Here is a 19,939-nt window from a genome sequence, read left to right as displayed (position 1 = left end):
CATGCCTCCTTCTATTCCGTTTTGAACAATGAATTAATGAGGATCGTACATACCAGACACTCCACAATGATAAATACCGAGATCGCACTGCCATATCCGTACCGGAACGTATCAAAAATGGTGGCGTACATCAGCGTGCTCGGCACTTCAGTGGTATAGAACGGCCCGCCGCCCGTCAGCACATAGATCAGGTCAAACACCTTGAATGCGCCAATAACCGAAAATACAAGGCTTACCTTCAGGATCGGCTTCATTAAAGGGATCATAATGGACCAAGCCGTGCGAAGACGTGAAGCACCATCCATTCTTGCAGCTTCAAGCACATCCTGCGAGACGGATTTCGCTCCTGCGTACATCAACAGCATGTGATACCCCACGTACTGCCATAGGGTTGGGATAAAAGAAGCCGCAAGTGCCGTGTGCTTCTGACCTAGCCAATCTTGCGCCCAATGGGATAAGCCGATATTTTGCAGCAGCACGTTCAGCAGGCCATAATCCGCATTGTAGATTTTTGACCACAACTGGGCAATAACCACCGTTGAGATCAATACTGGGATGAAATACACGGTCCGGTAGAACCCTTCCCCCTTGACGTTGGACGCCAGAATCAGTGCAAGCACCAGCGAGATCGGCAGTTGAATGAACACCGAAGCTCCCGCGAATAACAGGGAGTTTTTGATCGAATTCAGTACACGCGTATCCTTAAACATCTCCACATAGTTGTCCAGACCGATAAATGTCCCCCTGCCTACGCCGTTCCAGTCCAACAGACTGTAATAACTGGAGACAAAGATTGGAATAAGCACAATCCCGCAGAACAGAATCAGTGTGGGCAGTACGAAGACAGCTATGGTGCCTTTATTGGAAAATACAGAGTTCATTGTTGTTCTCCTCTCAAAGGCGTGACCGGGGTATGCCGGACCACGCCTTGTTTGGGTTCATCTTCATGGTTAGAAGCGGTAGCCGTGCAAGCTCACAAGGTCTATACGTAAGATATTCAAAGGGAATAGTCAAAGACTTGTAGTGTAAGGACCTTCTAGGGCCTGTAAGCATTTAAGCTTGTAAGCTTGCACGCACGCATACCGTATTCGCTGGATTTGGTTTCTCATAGTGGCGCTCGTGGAAGATATGCACGCCTACTTGTTTCTTATAGACTTAGCTCTGTTGGTTTGAGTTGTGCCATCTGTTTGCAGAACTCCTCAGGTGTTATATCGCCGGCAAGCAGCTGGGCAATCAGGTTTTTGTGCGCTTCGGCAGACTCCGCTGGCAGAATGTTATCCCACCACGCGATGAATGAGGTCGCCGTTATCATAATGTCTGCCGCAGACAGATCCAAGGAGGACAGACTGGACGTGTCGAGTGCATCTGTTTTCCAACTTGGCAGACCGGCTCCGGCCAGGAAACCTTGCGTACCCAGCTGTTCGCTCAGATACTTGAGGAATTCCACCGCTTCTTTCGGATGCTTGGTATTCTGGTTAATGTAGAAACCATCGACGGCTCCGCCGAAGATTTCGGTATTGGTGCCTTTACCATCCTCAAAGACCGGGAACGGAATCACTTTCACTTTGCCTTTGACTGCCGAAGACGGGTCCTCAATTCCTGCATTCACCCAGTTGGCCTGGAACATCATCGCGCCGTTGCCTGCATTAAATGCCCCGAGCATCTCGTCATAACTCATGCTGAACATGCTGCTGTTGAATGCTCCTGCTTGTGCAAGCTGCTGCATTTTGGTCGCGGCGGCAACAAATTCGGGCGAATCCCACTTCGACGGATCTTTGAAGGCTTCCATCACCGCAGCATTGCCTGCCTGACGCATCGCAATAATGTCGTACCAGTACATGCCCGGCCAGCGATCCTTTTCCCCAATCACAGCCGGGGTGATTCCTGCCGCTTTCAGCTTGGTGACTGCATCCAGCAGTTCGTTATATGTGGTCGGAATCTTGGCACCCGCCTGCTCGAACAATTCCGTATTCACGTAAAGGTTGGCGATATGGGTGTACACGGGCAACGTGTAGATTTTGCCGTCCATATTGATCGCCTCAGCCATACCCGGGCCCATCCGTTCTTTGATATCGTCCGTCAGGTAACTTGAGATTTCCAGCACATTACCGGATTTGATGTAAGGCTGCATGAAGCTGCCGCCGCCCATGCCATAGAACAGGTCTGGCGCTTCACCAGCTGCAATCGATGTTTTGACTTTGGTTTTGTACTGTTCTCCTGTTGTGCCCGTACGTTCAACCTGAATGTCTGGATGCTCGCTGTTCCATTTCTCCACAATCTCGGGTAGCAGCTTGGCCGAAGGATCGGTATTGCCGACCGATTGATCCCACAGCGTCAGTTTGATCTTGCCATTACTTTCCCCCTGTGAACTGCCGGACGAACCGGATGAACATGCCGCCAGACTACTTACAATGCCCAGCATCAGAATTAGACTTGCTGATTTTTTTAATAGCGCTTTCATATCTACGGACCTCCCTATGTTTTTTTCGTTGGTTCTAGCCATATTTTAGGCAAACTGTGCTTTGTTCTCCATTTAGAAAACAGGCATCGATTTGTAATTTTCGAACATATGTGGAATTGGAACCGGAAGTGGGTTTACGCTCAAACCTTCTCCGCACTCCCCAACACTTCCGACTGCATTCTCGTTTTTCATGTTTTTACATTTCGATATTCGTTCATGGATCGGCCGATATGTTTTTTGAACAAGACGCTGAAATAGTGTGGGTCCGGTATGCCTACCTGCTCCCCAATCTCATAACCTTTCATATCCGTCTGTTTCAGCAGCAGTTCAGCCTTCTTCATGCGGAGTTGGGTCAGATATTCCACAAATGTCTGCCCGGTTTCTTTTTTCATCAGCCGCCCCAAATGGCCCGAACTTACGTAAAAAGCAGCCGCGGTGCTGGAAAGCCCCACTTCGGCATTGCCCATATTCTCTTCAAGATAAGCCATCACCCGATCGATCAGGTTGCCTTCCTTGGCCTGTCGCTTGGCTTGTATGACATCCGATACGGTGCGGACATGCTGCTCCAGCATACTTTTTAGTTCGGGCAGATGATTTGCTGTAAAAATGGCCGCAACGGCCTCTTTGTTCAATGCGTGCTCTCCCTCAAGCTGCTGCTCTATAGCAGCACGCTGGCACTCCGTAACCACATCCAAGGCTGCCATCCGAAACTGTGAAACGTCCGAGAATGGCACAGACAGCACACGCTCCAGCAATAATACCGCTTCTTCCCCCGCACCAACACTGACGTTAAATTGCAGTTGTTGGAGCAGCTGAGCATCCGAGTGGTAGGGCTTTTTCCCGCTTTCGATGACCAGATCTTCGAAGCAAATGACCTGATTTTTCCCTACAAACGCCTGATAATCGAGTGCACGACAAGCTTCCCGGTAGCCCACACAAGCCTTTCCCCATCTTGATTGCCATTGCCCAATCCCTACGGTCACATTAACTTCATATTCTTCAAGTTTAAGCGTATGTTGAAGTTCTTCCTGAAGCTGCTGTACCTGACTGGTGAATTCCGTATCCCCACCAAGTGAGAGCACAACGATCCGGTTATGCGGGTCCATGACAATAATGGTTTGCGAATCCTGCGGATAAAAAGCCTGCACCTGCTTCACGCCTACCATTCGCAGCAGTATATGTATTTCCTCAGCGGGTTGTGGATGGGCTTCTGTCTGATGCCGGCTTATATGGGTTTGATCGTGTTGAGGCTCTCGTTGAATTTGGCTGAGTTGGTGGGGTTGACTGGCTTGATGAGCTTGATGAGATGTCTCGGGCAAATGTGGATATACCTCTGGCGTAGCTATCTTCACTTGCGGGACAGCAACCTCCACCTCCATTACTGCGATGCGTAATCCTGTTTCACTAGACGAGATAGGAATGCCGAAGAATCGCGCCTTCTCGTGTAGTTCATCCTCAGGCACTACATGACTTAACCATTGATTCACAAATCGCTCCCTGAGATAAGGCAAGCTCTGCTTCATTTCCTCCCGCAGCTTCATCAGCTCATACTCGCGTCCAATCTCCTGCTCAATCGCCGCTCGCAGTTTCGTCGTAACCTGTAATAACTCAGAAGCACGAATGGGTTTCAAAATAAAATCGGATATGCCCAGTTTCACACTCTGACGAGCATACTCAAATTCATCATGTCCCGTCACAACCACGATTTTCAGGCTCGGGTAACGCTCCATGAGGATACGGCTCAGTTCAATGCCATCCATCTTTGGCATGTATATGTCCGTGAATACGATGTCTGGACGCAACAGCTCCACCTGATCCAAAGCCTCTTGTGCATCGGAGGCCTCACCAACGATAGACATGCCTTGCTGTTCCCAATCGATACGCATACGCAGCAGATTTCGGATGAGGTATTCGTCGTCCACAATCAATACCTTGAATGGTTTCATAGTTAATTCCATGATTCATCGGCTCCCTTCGGGATCGTTATGATAATGGTGGTTCCTTTTCCAACCTCGCTCTCCAGCTTGAGTCCATCCTCTCTTTCGTAGAAAATACGAAGCCGCTCCATCGTTCCCCATAAGCCAAAGCTTGGATTGTGTTTAGAGTTATAGTTAATCTTAGAAAGATTAGAAAGATTAGTTGAATTAGAGGGGTTAGATGAGTTAGTTGAGTCAAAACAGTTAGAACGGTTTATTTCTTTGCGTTGAACCTGCTGTATCTCTTCCTCGGACATGCCAACTCCGTCGTCAGTAATCGTTAGAAGTACCCCTTCCTTGAATCGACGTGCTTGAATGAGGATGGTGCCTGGGCTGCCTTTGGGACGAATGCCATGATACAGACAATTTTCCACCAGCGGCTGAATTACGAGCTTGGGAATCATCACCCGCTCACAATCTGGAGCAATATCGTACTGCACCTCAAACACACCGGGGTAGCGCACCTGCTGGATCGTCAGATAATTGCGTACAATCTCTACCTCCTCGTGCAGTGTAATCAGTTCACGGCCTTTGCTGACACTCAGTCGATAGTAACTTCCGAGCGCTTCTAACAACTCACATACCTTATCGTTCATGCCCGACATGGCCAGGGAGGTGATGGAATCCAGTGTGTTGTATAAAAAATGCGGCTTGATCTGCGCCTGAAGTGTATTCAGCTCTGCACGGCGGATCGTCTGCTGCTCCTGAATGATGCGTTTCAGCATCTGCTCAATCTGCTCAATCATTTGATTGTATCCTCCATATAGCTGTGCGAACTCGTAGCTGTTCAGCTCAACCGTCACTTTGCGGAAGTTGCCACTTGGCGCTTTCTGCATGGCACGAAGCAGCTTGTGAATCGGCTTGATGACACTGCGCGAGATGATGAACGAACTGACAAAGAAGACAGTTCCATTCACCGCCAGTAGGATCAATGCGAGCAGCACCATGGATTTATTACGGGTATCGGTAGCCCGGTAAGGACTCATGCTGATGAATTTCCACTGATCATCACCAGCCGAACGATAGGTAACCGCATATTCCTGACCACCCGACTGCAAGGTGATGAAGCCAGAGGGCTGCTCTCGAAAGGTTTGTTTTAACTTGGCCTGATTGGCCTCTAACATCTCGTACATCCCTTCCTGTCCAGAAGCCGCAGACATGGATGCGTCGGATACAGCAGGCACGACCTTCTTTCCATCGGTTGCGTTGGTTGCGATCACCCGTTGATGCTCATCCAGAATGGCCACCTGAAATGAATCCGGTGCAGACAGGTTGGCGTAGGCTTGAGCGATGGATGCCCCCTTGATGTTCATAACCAGAAATCCAAGCGGAGACGTATCATCCAGATCCCGAATGAGACGTATAAACGAGACCACCTCTTGCCCATCATTCTCCCCCATGGCCGAGACTCCGCTATCGTTGTTGCCACCATTCAGCCTGAGCAGATATCGTCCGTTGTGCTTCAAGGCCTCTTCATACCACAGCGCTTCCTTCACATTTGCTTCCATAAACGTAGGCCATTCCTGTGTACCAACCGAGAATCGGTGTCCCGAATTATCGTAAATATAGACTGAATCAATAATTGGAACCGCTTGCATAATATTGGTTAAATACGCGCTGACCTTGGACTGTGTCTGTAAATTGGAGTACACATTGCCCTGCCGCAGCAGGTTCTGCAAGTTGGGATCGGAGAAGATCATTTTCGAATAATTGTTCACGTTTTCGATCATCAGATTAACGTTGGTCTCAATGGATGTAATTGTCTGCAATGATGCTTCATTAATCTTTCGTTGCGCATCACTTTCCGAGATTTGATTCAACACCAACGCACTGAACGCCACCGTTAGCAGAATAATGACAAAGTAGGCAAACGGGATTTTAAAAGCCAATGTCCTGGGCTTGCGTTGAATGAACTCTTTGAAACGGGGAGTCCACTTCTTCTTCATTGCACTGGAGTTTGCTCTTGTGTTTGCTTTCATATTATCGTTTGCTTCTGCATTGGTCTCGACATCTGATGATGTTGCTGTCGCTTTCGCTTCAATTGTTGCATCTCCTTCTGTTGTTGCTCCTGCATCTGTTGTTGCATCCTTTGCTCTGTTTTTCACTCTGACCCTCCTTTGGTTCCGAAGTGTGATGGGTTTAACGGTTGGGATCGGATGACCTGTTGTGATATCCACCACTCTCTTGGATTGTATACAATTGTATATTATAGGACGGTGTATGGAGGAGGCTCAATTCTTTTTATCGCTTGGGGATGATATGACTGCGTGAAGTAGAATGAGGATTTGGGGAGCAGATTGTTGTGAATACTTCGGGTATGGGGCCCCCTGACTTTAAACCGCAAGGAGCACTGCTTTATAAGATTTTGGAGGTACAGATAATAAGTTGTGGTTTGTGCCGGATGGAGAGTGATGCAGGGGACGCGGAAGATCTTAATGTTAAGAGACGCTGATGAATATCTACCTTGAAATGCATACTTTTGAGCAGAATTACGATATGTACGAGCATATTTCTTGCAACTGACGGTGTGTTGATCGAGTGGTTAAGTTTGGGGAGTTCAATCATCATTTTCTCTTATAATGAAATTAAGTGGGGAAATTTTCGGAGGCAAACCGCCCTCGGGCAGGATAAGTACAGAGTCCGTTATGGTAAGAAACAACGATTCGTGATCAAAGCGAGAATTCGGTAACTCCTTTTTTGGAGGCATATTTCAGCGTGTAGGTTCCTTCTATGCCATATGGCATCGTAGCGATTTGGATGCGGGTGTAATCCAGCCGACTCTCTCTCAGCACTTTTTTAATTAGAGCTATGCTCCGATCTTCGTCCGTTACCACACAGAAAATGTTCATTACATATTCCTTTGGATCAGCCACACGGCTACCCAGATCACATCCATCCACCTCTCCCAACTCAGCCTGGGTCAGAACATTTTCCAGATATTCCATCACCTTTTCCTTCAACCAATGATCTCGTTTGCTGCCCTGCGCACTCTTCAGCGGATATTGCACCACAAGCCAGTATTTTTCACTCATTTAGCTTCACCAACCAATCTTGTAGGATAGATATTACTTTATGTGTGAGCACTTAAACGATATGAAATGCACATGTTAGCCTTATATTTCTCCAGTTCCAAATGGGCTAGATTATTGACCTTACTGCTTTTTGGAATTGTACTGCTCTTCCGTTTGCAGGATGGGGAACATGGTGATGTTTAATGAGATGGGAGCTTAACGTGTCTGCTGACTTTCTGCCAATAGCCACGATCTGAGCATCAGGATTCAGTTGCATAAGCTGTCTTGCGAATAACACACCATCCTCCAACTCTGCCAAAGTCGGCGTTCGATTCGTCATCCTGTTCTCAGAAGATTGATAGGGATGAAAGGGATAGATGTTCCAAAATATAAAGTCCATTGGTTTCCACCTTGCACTGGATAACACTTCGCCCCATATGATGGATGCTGTCGGTTCTGCGAATCCATACAATGCCTGACTCCGGTTAGGTTTGGCGATATTAGGCAGGCTTGTTCGGACACCCGGCTCACCTGGAAAAATCATCTGGTGATCCACCAACGAGTGATTCCCCGTAACCATTCGCTCAGACGTCAAGGGTACGCCGGAGAACCTCGCTCCTTGATATCCCACAGCTTCCGCAATAAATATGTACCGAGCCCTGCACATTCTTGGTTCCAAATACCTGACCAAATGTTCCGAACGAATATTTACCGCTTCGGGGCCGATATCATAGCCCGTCACATAATCTCTCCAAGGATTAATTACATTTACTGGCGACACATATGCTTGTACCCCCGCAACAAACTCGCGGATCTGTTGCTGCGTTTGGCTCATGCTTTTTTTCCTCCTTTGGGAGATTACAGAGTATATCGGGCTGGCATCGGCCTATTTTACAAAGATTATAGCATAAACAGAAAAACCACCAACCAGAACGCCGGTTGGTGGTTTCTTGACTCTAATGGAGGCGAGGGGAGTCGAACCCCTGTCCGAAGATAACGACACATAGGCTTCTACGGGTGTAGTCACAGTTTTGATGTCACCCGAGTATCAGTAACCCACAAGAACAGGATTAGCCCAAGCAGGTATGGACTCAACACAATAGAGCAAATCACTCTGCATGATTTCCGCAACAATTAAAGGCTCGTATGTATTATCAATAATAGTAACCCGATCTGCGATGGCTAGAGCCGGTTTAAGGTTCTTCAATGACTGACCATATCGATAACGAATGTCTTCTTCTGCAATCCAATGTCCACCTTGTTCAACCCTAGAGGCCACACGATCTATATGCATTTGAACATCCTCAAGGCCGATATAATAAACGACAATTTCATAATTGTTTTCTTTAGCAATTTCCATATGTTTTAAAACGAATGATCCGGACAATGTCGTTTCAATAGCGAAGTTAACACCGCTTTTAATGAGAGATCGGATTCTTTTTACAGCTTCCCTGCCAGCAGACAGGTCAGCACTGCGCGGATTCTCTGGCTTCAACTCTCTTGCAATTTGATCCGGATCAACCAGTTCACCAAGCCACTCTCTCATTTGCATACTGAGTGTACTTTTCCCTGCTCCATTGGTTCCAGCAAACACCGTCATGACTGGTCTGGTTTCACTCATGATACTCAAACTCCTGGCGTTTCCCAGTAGCATCAAATATAATTTCGAATTTATTACCCGCAGCATCCTCACGAACGCGTTTGTTGTTCTTTATATAATAAATAGAGGCACCTGATTCTTTAGCTTGTTTCCGTGCATGTTGATTGGCTTTATTTAAAATTTCTTGGAGCTGTTCTCGATTTTCCAGCATCTTGAGTCCCCCAATCTAAATTTATGCTTATTATATCATAAACAGAAAAACCACCAACCAGATTACTGGTTGATGGTTTCTTGACTCTAATGGAGGCGAGGGGAGTCGAACCCCTGTCCGAAGATAACGACACATAAGCTTCTACGGGTGTAGTCACAGTTTTGATGTCACCCGAGTATCGCCCCGTAACCGGCTATACGTTGGGTCAGCCTGATTGTCTTCTTCAGCACACCCCAGGCGGAGATGTGACAGCGTATCCCACTACTTGTTAGCCCCTAATCCTGTCACATGGGCGATGCAGGTTAGAAGCACGCACACAGTTTCTTAGGCTGCGAAAGCGTAGTTTGTTTGTTGTTTGCCGTTTAATAGGCTTTAGCGTTGATGAAGCGGACGCGTCCCCACTACCCGCTACCCATGCTCGAACTATCCCCGTCGAATCCATAAACGCCCCCTCATATAAGAAGGGCTCCAGGATTAATCCGTGAATACGGAGCAAAGGTGCTGCACATCTTTTTCCTCCAAGGTAAAAAGATGCTTCTTTCAAACTCGGCATTCCTGTCTGCTACATGAGTAATCATAACATAGAGCAGCAAGCCGAAATAGTACAGATTGCTGGAAGACATTCCAGCAGGCTGAGCATGTGTACAAAGTTATCCAATACAACAGGCTCAATCGTCTACATATTATACCGCGTCACCATTCGGAAGTAAAGTTTACCCAGATCGGATCACGAACAACGGCACCTAAGTATTTTACCCACGATTCAGGCAAACTACGCAAGAGCGAGTAATTTTGATTCATCACTACGCCATATTCCATGCTCCTACTTACTTCTTCTACACATATCACAAAAATTCAGTTCACAGCACACTTCAACAACCTCATCTAATTACCTTCGCTAATACAAATAAAAAGCCTCAATCTTGCCCATTACAGGACAAACACTGAGACTCCTTAACTCGAACAGCAACCTTCCTAACTCCATCACGAAAAAACTAACTTATACACCTAAAATGGAGCTTCACGCCCAGCGCTCCACTTAACGTGCAACCTTCTGTTTCTCGCGCAGTACCCGTTGGATATCACGTTGTGCATCCCGCTTGGCTGCAGTCTCCCGTTTATCAAACTGCTTCTTACCTTTACCCAGTCCAAGCAAAAGCTTCGCATAGCCGTTGCGGATATAAATTTTCAGCGGCACAATGCTGTACCCATCCTGTTTCGACAGCCCGAGCAGCTTGTGAATCTGCACTTTATGCATTAACAACTTGCGCGTACGTGTCGGATCGAGCGGATTATTTCGGTTTCCTTGTTCAAAAGGACTAATATGCATATTATGAATATGAATCTCACCGTTTCGAATCGTGGCAAATGCATCACCAATATTCGCACGGCCGTTACGAAGAGATTTGATCTCCGTTCCGGTAAGCACCATGCCCGCTTCATACGTATCTTCAATGAAGTAGTCATGGGAAGCCTTTTTATTCTGTGCGAGCACTTTACTCTGTCCATCATTCTTGCCCATGTCCTCACTCCTTCTCCGTAAAATAAGCCGGTACCATGCTCTATAGCAGCGCACCCATTGTTGCACCAAGGTACCACGTGCCAGACCTTAATTGTAGCAAGTACGGCTGTTAAAATCAAGAAAGAGGCGACCTCTGCCGCCCCTCCTCATTACACCACTTTCAGACTGTGCGAAACAACACACAACGGAAGTGATTATTTTCTAAAGCATAACCTAGAGGAAGAATGTAATCCAACTCTCCAAGTTACGTTAGCTTTATTTTTTCTTTTTCCGTACAAAAGCTGCCGTGCCGTTACCAGCAGCACCTTTACTCTTCTTCCGCTTGCGTCGTGGTGCTCCGCCTTCCTGAGCGCCACCAGGAGTTGCATTCTCTCCAATAAATACGCCGCTCGGCGAAGTGTTCTTACGTCCACTTCCGCCTTTGCCACCTTTACCGCCGCCCTTGCCGGACTTAAAGCTTCCTTCACCGCGACCGCTGCCGCTGTTCAGGCCACTTCCTTGTCCACCAGTTGGACCACTTTCCGATCCACCCGATGTAGAGCTATAACCGCCTTTACCCGAGCCAAAACCAAAGCTCACCGCGCCTTTGCCCCGGCCAGTTGATCCGCCAGCATCACCAGCACGACGCTCACCTTTCGGTTTGCCGCCGCCTTTACCTGCGTAGCCACCGGATGAGCCTGCGCCCGTACCTGTACTCGCTGCTCCGCTGCGACCGCCACGTCCACCTTTGCTGCTCTCTTCCGTTGATCGGCCACCACGGTTGCCTCCAGCACTGGCTGAGCTGCCTTTGCCGCCACGCGAACCGCTGAAACCGCCCGGTCCACCCTTGGCACCGCCGCGTCCTCCTCCGCTACCAGGACGTCCACCTTTACCGCCACGTCCGCCACCGAAGCCGCCAGGACGTTCACCGCGAGGTTTCATATCCACCATTTCAAAATCAATCGTATACTCTTCCATACTTACACGTGCCACACGAATCTTCACTTCATCCCCGATGCGGAAGACTTTCGAGGTACGTTCACCAATCAGAGCCATATGCTGATCATCAAAATGGTAATAGTCGTCCGTGAGCGCACTCAGACGAATCAGGCCTTCAACCGTGTTCTCCAGTTCAATGAACATACCAAAGCTGGTCACACTGCTGATCATGCCTTCGAACTCTTCGCCTACTTTATCGAGCATGTACTCGGCTTTCTTCATTTTCTCCGTATCCCGCTCAGCTTCTACCGCAACACGTTCACGTTCCGAAGACTGCTGTGCAATATCAGACATGCGAGCCGCCAAATACTCCTGACGATTCTCTGGCAAAGCACCATTATTTTCAATGACTTCGCGAATCACCCGGTGAATGACGAGATCGGGATAACGACGAATTGGAGACGTAAAGTGACTATAGAATTCTGCCGCGAGGCCAAAGTGACCTGACATTTCAGAATCATACTTCGCCTGTTTCATAGAACGAAGCATCATCGTACTGATCACGGTTTGTTCTTTTGTTTCTTTGATATCCTCAAGCAACGATTGAAGGGCCCGTGGATGAATTGCATTGCCACGTCCTTTGACCTGGTGTCCGAAATTCGCCGCAAAGGCGAGGAAATTTTGCAGTTTTTCCTGATCTGGATCTTCATGCACACGATAGATGAATGGAACCTTCAACCAGTGGAAGTGCTCTGCTACCGTCTCATTGGCTGCAAGCATGAACTCTTCAATGATTTGCTCCGCAATTGAACGCTCCCGTTTCACGATATCGATCGGTTTGCACTCTGCGTCCACAATGATTTTGGATTCTTCAAAATCAAAGTCAACCGCCCCACGGCGCATACGCATCGCACGCAGTTTCAAAGCAATCTCTTTCATCAGATGAAAATCATCCACCAGATCCTTATAACGCTCGAGCAATTCCGGCTCTTCACCTTCAAGGATTTTACGAACGTTGGAATACGTCATCCGCTCTTTGGTTTTGATTACACTCGTGAAAATGTCGTGTTTGACAACCTTCATCTGATCGTTGAATTCCATCTCACAAGACAGGGTCAAGCGATCTACCTGCGGGTTCAAACTACAGATTCCGTTGGACAGACGCTGTGGCAGCATCGGAATAACCCGGTCCACCAGATACACACTGCATCCGCGGTTATAGGCTTCCTGATCCAACTTGGAATTCTCCTGTACATAATAACCAACGTCGGCAATGTGAACGCCCAGACGGTAATTACCATTAGGCAGTTTCTCTACATTTACAGCATCGTCCAGATCCTTGGCATCTTCACCATCAATCGTGACAATGTTGAGTCCGCGCAGATCACGGCGACCCTGTTGTACAATCTCTTCATCCGTGATGGAGTCGGGTGCTTTCTCCGCTTCTTCTACAACTTCATCCGGGAAAGCTTCTGGCAGCTGATGCTTGCGAATGACGGACAAAATATCAATACCCGGCTCATCCTTATGACCGAGAATCTCGATCACTTCACCCTCAGCTGCCGCACGGCCTTCTGGATAGCTGACGATCTTGGCTACGACCTTCTGTCCATCAACCGCCCCTGCAAAGTTGGTACGCGGGATGAAAATATCGCGATTAATCCGTTTATCATCCGGAATAACGAAGCCGTACACCTCATGGCTTTGGAACACCCCTACAACTTGTGTCACAGCACGAGTAACAATACGGACGATCTCACCTTCCAGGCGACCGCCAGAAGGGCCTTGGGACGTGACTTTAACCAATACCGTGTCACCATTCATCGCACTCTTCATATCATTGGCGTGAATGTACACATCCGGGTGCTCCCGATCCTCAGGAATGAGGAAAGCAAAACCTTTGGCGTGAGCCTGTAAACGTCCACGTACCAAATCCATGCGCTCTGGCATGCCATAGCGATTGTTGCGAGTCAGCAAAACTTTGCCGGATTCCTCCAGCGTATTTAGCATAATCAAAAAGGCTTTGAAATCAGCTGCGTCTTCGATCGCGAAGTGCTGTTCCAACTCCTGATAAGTCATCGGTTTATAAGCGGTCTCCCGCATGAAGTCGAGCAATTGTTGTTCTGTTATCATTAATATATTCACCTCGGGAAACATAAAAGTGTAATCGGATCTCATCTGTTTATGTATCGGAATTCTTACCATTTTCATGCAATCATATCACTGTCGTGAAGAGTATAGTCGCGCATCCATACTATCTCATACCCTAGTATACACGAATTCAATCCAGCCCATCCGTACCTCGCAAAAAAACCACAGTTGCCTGGCGCTCCTCTAAAATCACGCTTTCACGTACCTCTACAGACATTTTATGCGATACACGTGCTGCACGCATCTGGCAAAGGACTACATCCGAAAATTTTCTGTACACATGACATTCATTATAGGGAGTGAGTTCGCGCGTAACGAATAAGCGAGGGACATATCCATACATGATAGGGGTTGTGTTGCATGTTAAGGAAGGAAAACCGAACAGAAGTGAGAAGAAGACCGAAATCATGGAGTCTATAGATTAGATTAGATTAGATTAGATTATTTTTGGGAAAGTTTGGACACGTAAGAATTTATTAAAAAACCCCCGTTTCTCCACGAAACGAAGGTTCATCAATTAAGCCATTAGCTTAAGCTATTCATTGCCCAGCAGTTCCAATTTTACTTGGAAACCACCGTAACAATAATAGACAAAATCATAAATCCTGCACCCAGTACCACCGTTGCACGTTGCAGGAAGAGATCCAATCCGCGCGCTTTCGTTTTACCGAAAAGATGTTCCGCACCACCGGAGATGGCACCCGCCAAACCAGCGCTTTTCCCGTGCTGCAGCAATACTACAGTGATTAGACCGATCGAGAAGACAACGAGCAGCAATTTCAAAGCAATATCCATTCTTTCCACCTCCTACCCATGTGGGCATAACATCTCACCATAAAAACAGTTACTTTAATTGTAACATAGCTATTGTTGTGATACAAGTAGTGCAGTTCATACAATGCCCTAAATTTCACCATCTACGTGATCGGTACGTTGTATCATTACACCGTTTCAATAAAAAAGACAAGCCGGTTACCCGACTTGCCCGTAAAAGCTGGATATCCAGCTTATTTTTTAAGGTTGTAGAATCCTTTAAGACCATTGTATTGAGCCAGTTCACCCAGTTGATCCTCAATGCGGAGCAATTGGTTGTACTTCGCGATACGGTCTGTACGGGAAGGAGCACCCGTTTTGATTTGACCAGCGTTTGTTGCAACAGCGATATCAGCAATTGTGCTGTCTTCGGACTCACCGGAACGGTGGGAGATTACAGCTGTGTATCCTGCACGTTTAGCCATTTCGATTGCATCAAATGTTTCAGTCAATGTACCGATTTGGTTAACTTTGATCAGGATGGAGTTACCGATACCTTCTTCGATACCTCTGCCCAGACGCTCAGTGTTTGTTACGAACAGGTCATCACCAACGAGTTGTACTTTGTCTCCCAATTTCTCAGTGAGCAATTTCCAACCATCCCAGTCATCTTCGGACATACCGTCTTCGATTGTGATGATTGGGTATTTCTCAACCCATGAAGCCAGAAGGTCAACATACTCAGCGGAAGTGTAAGATTTACCTTCGCCAGCAAGTGTGTACTTACCATCTTTGTAGAACTCAGTGGAAGCAACGTCCATACCCAGGAATACGTCAACGCCTGGTTTGTAACCAGCTTTTTCAATCGCTTCGATGATTGTAGTGATTGCTTCTTCGTTCGAACCAAGGTTCGGTGCGAAACCACCTTCGTCACCTACTGCTGTGTTCAAGCCTTTGGAGCTCAATACGGATTTCAGGTTGTGGAAGATTTCCGCACCTACGCGAAGAGCTTCTTTGAAGCTTGGTGCTCCAACTGGAAGAACCATGAACTCTTGAACGTCGATGTTGTTGTCCGCATGCTCACCACCGTTGATGATGTTCATCATTGGAACTGGCAATGCTTTAGCGTTGAATCCGCCCAGGTAAACGTACAATGGCAGGTCCAGAGCGTCAGCAGCTGCGCGAGCTACTGCCATGGATACAGCCAGGATTGCGTTAGCACCCAGTTTACCTTTGTTTGGCGTACCATCCAAAGTGATCATCAATTTGTCGATACCCAGTTGATCCAATGCATCCATACCGATAACTTCTGGAGCGATTGTTTCGTTTACGTTTTTAACAGCTTGCAGAACGCCTTTACCGAGGTAACGGGATTTGTCGCCATCGCGAAGCTCAACTGCTTCGTGGGCACCAGTGGATGCACCAGATGGAACGATTGCGCGTCCGATTGCGCCGGACTCCAGGTATACTTCAACTTCTACTGTAGGGTTACCGCGGGAGTCGAGGACTTCGCGAGCGTACACGTCAGAAATAATAGTCATTTGTGATAATCTCCTTTAAATTTGAATTTATTTTTAATACGTTCAGAATAGTTCAGTTTCACCAGGCCACTCCGCACGCAGTACCATCTTCCGATCGCTGTTATCCCCTGATTCCTTTGAACTTATTTTTATAAGTTGGAATCATGTGATAAAGGCGAACGCTAACGCTTCTTCAGATTGGTTCTGCCCGCTTCGTTTCAGGTTCCACTCTGTCTTATTCGACAACCTATTAAAACGAATTATTTACGGGTAGCGATGACAGATGTACCTGTCATTTCTTCCGGTTTAGGCAACTGCATCAGGTCAAGGATCGTTGGCGCGATATCCGCCAGGATTCCGCCTTCACGCAGGGTTACATTGGCATCTGTAACGATGAATGGAACCGGGTTCGTTGTATGAGCTGTGAACGGACGTCCTTGCTCATCGAACACCATATCCGCGTTACCATGATCCGCAGTGATCAGTACAACGCCGCCTTTGGCAAGTACTGCATCCACAACACGGCCCATGCATTCATCTGTTACTTCAACCGCTTTGATGGTAGGCTCCAGCATACCGGAGTGACCAACCATGTCAGGGTTTGCGAAGTTCAGAATGATGGCGTCATGTTTGTCTGCTTCGATCTCGCGAACACATGCGTCAGCCACTTCATACGCGCTCATCTCTGGTTGCAGATCATATGTTGCAACTTTTGGTGAGTTGATCAGTACGCGAGTTTCGCCCGGAAGCTCCACATCACGACCGCCGCTGAAGAAGAAGGTAACGTGCGGGTATTTCTCCGTTTCTGCAATACGCAGTTGTTTCTTATTGTTTTGTACCAGAACTTCACCCAGGGTGTTGTCGAGGTTCTTCGGCGAATAAGCCACATAACCTTCAACCGTTTCACTGAACAAAGTCAAGCAAACAAAGTGCAAGCCCACAGGGAACTTCGGACCACGATCGAAACCGCGGAAGTCCTGGTTCGTGAATACTTGCGACAGCTGGATTGCACGGTCAGGACGGAAGTTAAGGAAGATAACGGAATCGCCGCTCTCTACCAAACCTACCGGCTCACCATCCGCTTTGACGATAACCGTTGGTTCAACGAATTCATCAAATACGGATTTCTCATACGATTCTTCAACCGCTTTGAGTGGGTCAGTGTATTTCGGTCCATCTCCATAAACGATGGCGCGGTATGATTTCTCCACCCGTTCCCAACGTTTGTCACGGTCCATCGCGTAATAGCGACCTTGAACCGTTGCGATTTGTCCTACACCGACTTCTTCAATCTTGGCGATCAGCTTCTGCATGAAGTCTTTACCACTGTCTGGCATAACATCACGGCCATCCATGAAAGCATGAATATATACATCATTCATTCCTTCTTTTTTGGCTAGATCCAGCATAGCGAACAGGTGGTCGATGTGACTATGTACGCCGCCATCGGACAACAAGCCGTAGAGATGAAGCTTTTTACCGTTTTGTTTCGCTTCGCGAACCGCTTTGACAAGTGTCTCATTGTCGTAGAATTCGCCGTCACGAATGGATTTGGAGATACGGGTCAAATCCTGGTATACGATCCGGCCGGCACCAATGTTCAGGTGACCTACCTCGGAATTTCCCATTTGCCCTTCTGGCAAACCTACAGCTTCACCGCAAGCAGTGAGCGTTGTATGTGGGAATTGGCTCATAAAACGGTCATAGTTCGGTTTCTTGGCTTGCGCTACCGCGTTGCCTTCCACCGTGTTACGCAGACCGAAGCCATCCATGATGATCAGTGCTACAGGTTTTGGAGCTGTCATCTTACTTCGCCCCCTCAACAAGCGCGATGAACGAAGCCGGCTGCAAGCTGGCACCGCCAACAAGCGCGCCGTCGATGTCGCTTTGTCCGAGGTATTCTGTTACGTTCTCCGGTTTAACACTGCCGCCGTATTGAATACGAACTGCACTCGCAACCGTCTCGTTGTACAGATCCTTCACCAATGTACGGATGTAAGCAATAACTTCATTCGCATCTTGGGAAGTGGAGGATTTGCCTGTGCCAATCGCCCAGATTGGCTCATAAGCGATAACAACTTGTGCCGCTTGTTCTGCAGACAGACCTGCCAAAGCAGCTTCTGTTTGCACTTTGCATACGTCTTTTGTTTGGTTCGCTTCACGCTCTTCAAGCGTCTCACCGAGGCAGAAGATTGGAGTCAAACCATGACGGAATGCTGCATGCAACTTTTTATTGACAGTCTCATCGGTTTCCGCAAAATATTGACGGCGCTCCGAGTGACCAACGATGACATAATCCACACCCAGGTCTTTCAGCATTACACCGCTGATTTCGCCTGTGAATGCACCATTATCTTCAAAATGAAGATTTTGTGCACCAATTTTGATGTTTGTGCCTTTAACGGCTTCTACCAGGGATGGCAGATTTGTAAACGGTGCGCAGATTACAGTTTCCACGCCTTCAACTTCCGCTTTTCCTTTAACTTCCTGAATGAAGTCATTGGATTCGGAAACCGTTTTGAACATTTTCCAGTTACCTGCGATAATCGGTGTTCTCATGGGTTTCAACTCCTTCATGCTATAGACTACTAGAACTTACTTGTCGTTCAATGCCACTACGCCTGGAAGTACTTTACCTTCCATGAACTCGAGCGATGCTCCGCCACCTGTAGAGATGTGGTTCATCTTGTCAGCCAATTTAAACTTCTCAGCTGCTGCTGCGGAGTCACCGCCACCAATTACAGTGTAAGCTTCTGTCTCAGCGCAAGCTTCCGCTACTGCACGAGTACCGTGGGAGAATGGCTCGATTTCAAATACGCCCATTGGTCCATTCCATACAACCAATTTGGAGTTTTTGATTACGTCAGCATAGATCTCACGTGTTTTAGGACCGATGTCGATTCCTTCCCAATCTGCTGGGATACCATCGATATCAACGATTTGTGTGTTGGCTTTTGCGCTGAAATCGTCAGACACTACGATATCTACCGGCAGGTAGAAGTTTTTGCCCAATTTTTTCGCTTTTTCGATGAAACCGAGAGCAACATCAAGTTTGGAGTCATCCAGCAAGGACTGTCCAATTTCATGTCCTTGTGCTTTGAGGAACGTGTAAGTCAGACCACCACCGATGATCACGTTGTCTGCAATGTTCAGCAAGTTGTCGATTACATCGATTTTGTCTTTAACTTTGGATCCGCCAATGATTGCTGTGAAAGGACGCTCAGGGTTGGAGATTGCTTTACCCAACACTTCAAGTTCTTTTTCCATCAACAAACCAGACACTGCTGGAAGCAAGTGAGCGATTCCTTCAGTCGAAGCGTGTGCTCTGTGAGCCGCGCCAAACGCATCGTTAACGAAAACGTCAGCCAGTTCAGCAAATTGTTTTGCCAGTTCCGGATCGTTTTTCTCTTCGCCTGCGTGGAAACGAACGTTTTCAAGCAACAGTACGTCGCCGTTGTTCAGTTCAGCGATTTGAGCTTTAACAGCGTCACCAACAGAATCGTCAGCTTTCACGACTGTTTTACCCAACAATTCAGACAAACGCTCCGCTGCTGGAGTCAAACGCAAGGATTCAACCACTTCGCCGTTAGGACGACCCATGTGGCTTGCCAAAATGACTTTAGCGCCTTTTTCAATCAAGAAGTTGATTGTAGGAAGCGTTGCACGAATACGTTTGTCATCTGTAATTTTACCATCTTCGAGCGGCACATTAAAATCTACACGTACAAAAGCCCGTTTTCCTGTCAATTCGATATCGCGTACACTTTTTTTGTTCATCTGTATTTCCTCCGCACCCATGTATTTGGTGGACCGATC

15 protein-coding genes and 1 other RNA gene are annotated in these 19,939 nt (G+C 47.5%); all 16 read right to left on the bottom strand.

The window, feature by feature from the left end; all coding sequences use genetic code 11:
• Positions 1-11: 11 nt before the first annotated feature.
• Positions 12-881, bottom strand: a complete 870-nt coding sequence (locus tag NKT06_RS01000) for a carbohydrate ABC transporter permease (RefSeq protein ID WP_091012051.1) — start codon at positions 879-881, stop codon at positions 12-14.
• 266 nt (positions 882-1,147) lie between these two features.
• Positions 1,148-2,461 (bottom strand): extracellular solute-binding protein, encoded by a 1,314-nt coding sequence (locus tag NKT06_RS00995; RefSeq protein ID WP_253429065.1) that lies wholly within the window; start codon positions 2,459-2,461, stop codon positions 1,148-1,150.
• Between the two features lie 188 nt (positions 2,462-2,649).
• On the bottom strand, positions 2,650-4,419 hold the full coding sequence (locus NKT06_RS00990; RefSeq protein WP_253429063.1) for a response regulator transcription factor: 1,770 nt from the start codon (positions 4,417-4,419) through the stop codon (positions 2,650-2,652).
• Positions 4,410-6,542 (bottom strand): cache domain-containing sensor histidine kinase, encoded by a 2,133-nt coding sequence (locus tag NKT06_RS00985; protein WP_253429061.1) that lies wholly within the window; start codon positions 6,540-6,542, stop codon positions 4,410-4,412. The genes NKT06_RS00990 and NKT06_RS00985 overlap by 10 nt, the downstream gene beginning before the upstream one ends.
• A 564-nt stretch (positions 6,543-7,106) precedes the next feature.
• Positions 7,107-7,469, bottom strand: coding sequence for a hypothetical protein (locus NKT06_RS00980; protein ID WP_253429059.1), 363 nt, complete (start codon positions 7,467-7,469; stop codon positions 7,107-7,109).
• Between the two features lie 106 nt (positions 7,470-7,575).
• Positions 7,576-8,283, bottom strand: coding sequence for a uracil-DNA glycosylase (locus NKT06_RS00975; RefSeq protein ID WP_253429057.1), 708 nt, complete (start codon positions 8,281-8,283; stop codon positions 7,576-7,578).
• Between the two features lie 213 nt (positions 8,284-8,496).
• Positions 8,497-9,069 carry an ATPase gene (locus NKT06_RS00970; RefSeq protein ID WP_253429055.1) on the bottom strand — a complete coding sequence of 191 codons (573 nt, stop codon included), beginning with the start codon at positions 9,067-9,069 and terminating at the stop codon, positions 8,497-8,499.
• On the bottom strand, positions 9,062-9,259 hold the full coding sequence (locus NKT06_RS00965; protein WP_211083851.1) for a hypothetical protein: 198 nt from the start codon (positions 9,257-9,259) through the stop codon (positions 9,062-9,064). Before NKT06_RS00965 ends, NKT06_RS00970 begins: the two co-directional genes overlap by 8 nt.
• An 87-nt stretch (positions 9,260-9,346) precedes the next feature.
• Positions 9,347-9,711: a transfer-messenger RNA gene (gene ssrA, locus NKT06_RS00960) on the bottom strand.
• 587 nt (positions 9,712-10,298) lie between these two features.
• The gene (gene smpB / locus NKT06_RS00955; RefSeq protein WP_076254288.1) at positions 10,299-10,781 is read right to left on the bottom strand and encodes an SsrA-binding protein SmpB; all 483 of its coding nucleotides are present in this window, start codon (positions 10,779-10,781) and stop codon (positions 10,299-10,301) included.
• Between the two features lie 255 nt (positions 10,782-11,036).
• Complete coding sequence (rnr, locus tag NKT06_RS00950; RefSeq protein ID WP_253429053.1) at positions 11,037-13,832, bottom strand: ribonuclease R; 2,796 nt, start codon at positions 13,830-13,832, stop codon at positions 11,037-11,039.
• 579 nt (positions 13,833-14,411) lie between these two features.
• On the bottom strand, positions 14,412-14,645 hold the full coding sequence (gene secG / locus NKT06_RS00945; RefSeq protein WP_062837740.1) for a preprotein translocase subunit SecG: 234 nt from the start codon (positions 14,643-14,645) through the stop codon (positions 14,412-14,414).
• A 212-nt stretch (positions 14,646-14,857) separates the two neighbouring features.
• Entirely contained in the window at positions 14,858-16,144 is a 1,287-nt protein-coding gene (eno, locus tag NKT06_RS00940; protein ID WP_076291983.1) for a phosphopyruvate hydratase, read from the bottom strand.
• Positions 16,145-16,383: 239 nt separating this feature from the next.
• Positions 16,384-17,928: a 2,3-bisphosphoglycerate-independent phosphoglycerate mutase gene (gene gpmI, locus NKT06_RS00935; RefSeq protein ID WP_253429051.1), complete on the bottom strand. Its 1,545-nt coding sequence runs from the start codon at positions 17,926-17,928 to the stop codon at positions 16,384-16,386.
• 1 nt (position 17,929) lies between these two features.
• Positions 17,930-18,682 carry a triose-phosphate isomerase gene (gene tpiA, locus NKT06_RS00930; protein WP_253429049.1) on the bottom strand — a complete coding sequence of 251 codons (753 nt, stop codon included), beginning with the start codon at positions 18,680-18,682 and terminating at the stop codon, positions 17,930-17,932.
• A 36-nt stretch (positions 18,683-18,718) separates the two neighbouring features.
• Entirely contained in the window at positions 18,719-19,900 is a 1,182-nt protein-coding gene (locus NKT06_RS00925) for a phosphoglycerate kinase (RefSeq protein WP_047841460.1), read from the bottom strand.
• Between the last annotated feature and the right edge of the window lie 39 nt (positions 19,901-19,939).

This window comes from Paenibacillus sp. 1781tsa1 (assembly GCF_024159265.1).
GTDB lineage: Bacteria > Bacillota > Bacilli > Paenibacillales > Paenibacillaceae > Paenibacillus.
The sequence above is the reverse complement of the archived record's forward strand: the minus strand, read 5'-3'. Positions and strand labels throughout refer to the sequence as shown.

Excerpts from the sequence above, each read along its gene's own strand:
- NKT06_RS01000 (WP_091012051.1), bottom strand. The coding sequence starts at position 881 with ATGAACTCTGTATTTTCCAATAAAGGCACCATAGCTGTCTTCGTACTG.
- NKT06_RS00995 (WP_253429065.1), bottom strand. The coding sequence starts at position 2,461 with ATGAAAGCGCTATTAAAAAAATCAGCAAGTCTAATTCTGATGCTGGGC.
- NKT06_RS00990 (WP_253429063.1), bottom strand. The coding sequence starts at position 4,419 with ATGGAATTAACTATGAAACCATTCAAGGTATTGATTGTGGACGACGAA.
- NKT06_RS00980 (WP_253429059.1), bottom strand. The coding sequence starts at position 7,469 with ATGAGTGAAAAATACTGGCTTGTGGTGCAATATCCGCTGAAGAGTGCG.
- NKT06_RS00975 (WP_253429057.1), bottom strand. The coding sequence starts at position 8,283 with ATGAGCCAAACGCAGCAACAGATCCGCGAGTTTGTTGCGGGGGTACAA.
- NKT06_RS00970 (WP_253429055.1), bottom strand. The coding sequence starts at position 9,069 with ATGAGTGAAACCAGACCAGTCATGACGGTGTTTGCTGGAACCAATGGA.
- NKT06_RS00965 (WP_211083851.1), bottom strand. The coding sequence starts at position 9,259 with ATGCTGGAAAATCGAGAACAGCTCCAAGAAATTTTAAATAAAGCCAAT.
- smpB (WP_076254288.1), bottom strand. The coding sequence starts at position 10,781 with ATGGGCAAGAATGATGGACAGAGTAAAGTGCTCGCACAGAATAAAAAG.
- rnr (WP_253429053.1), bottom strand. The coding sequence starts at position 13,832 with ATGATAACAGAACAACAATTGCTCGACTTCATGCGGGAGACCGCTTAT.
- secG (WP_062837740.1), bottom strand. The coding sequence starts at position 14,645 with ATGGATATTGCTTTGAAATTGCTGCTCGTTGTCTTCTCGATCGGTCTA.
- eno (WP_076291983.1), bottom strand. The coding sequence starts at position 16,144 with ATGACTATTATTTCTGACGTGTACGCTCGCGAAGTCCTCGACTCCCGC.
- gpmI (WP_253429051.1), bottom strand. The coding sequence starts at position 17,928 with ATGACAGCTCCAAAACCTGTAGCACTGATCATCATGGATGGCTTCGGT.
- tpiA (WP_253429049.1), bottom strand. The coding sequence starts at position 18,682 with ATGAGAACACCGATTATCGCAGGTAACTGGAAAATGTTCAAAACGGTT.
- NKT06_RS00925 (WP_047841460.1), bottom strand. The coding sequence starts at position 19,900 with ATGAACAAAAAAAGTGTACGCGATATCGAATTGACAGGAAAACGGGCT.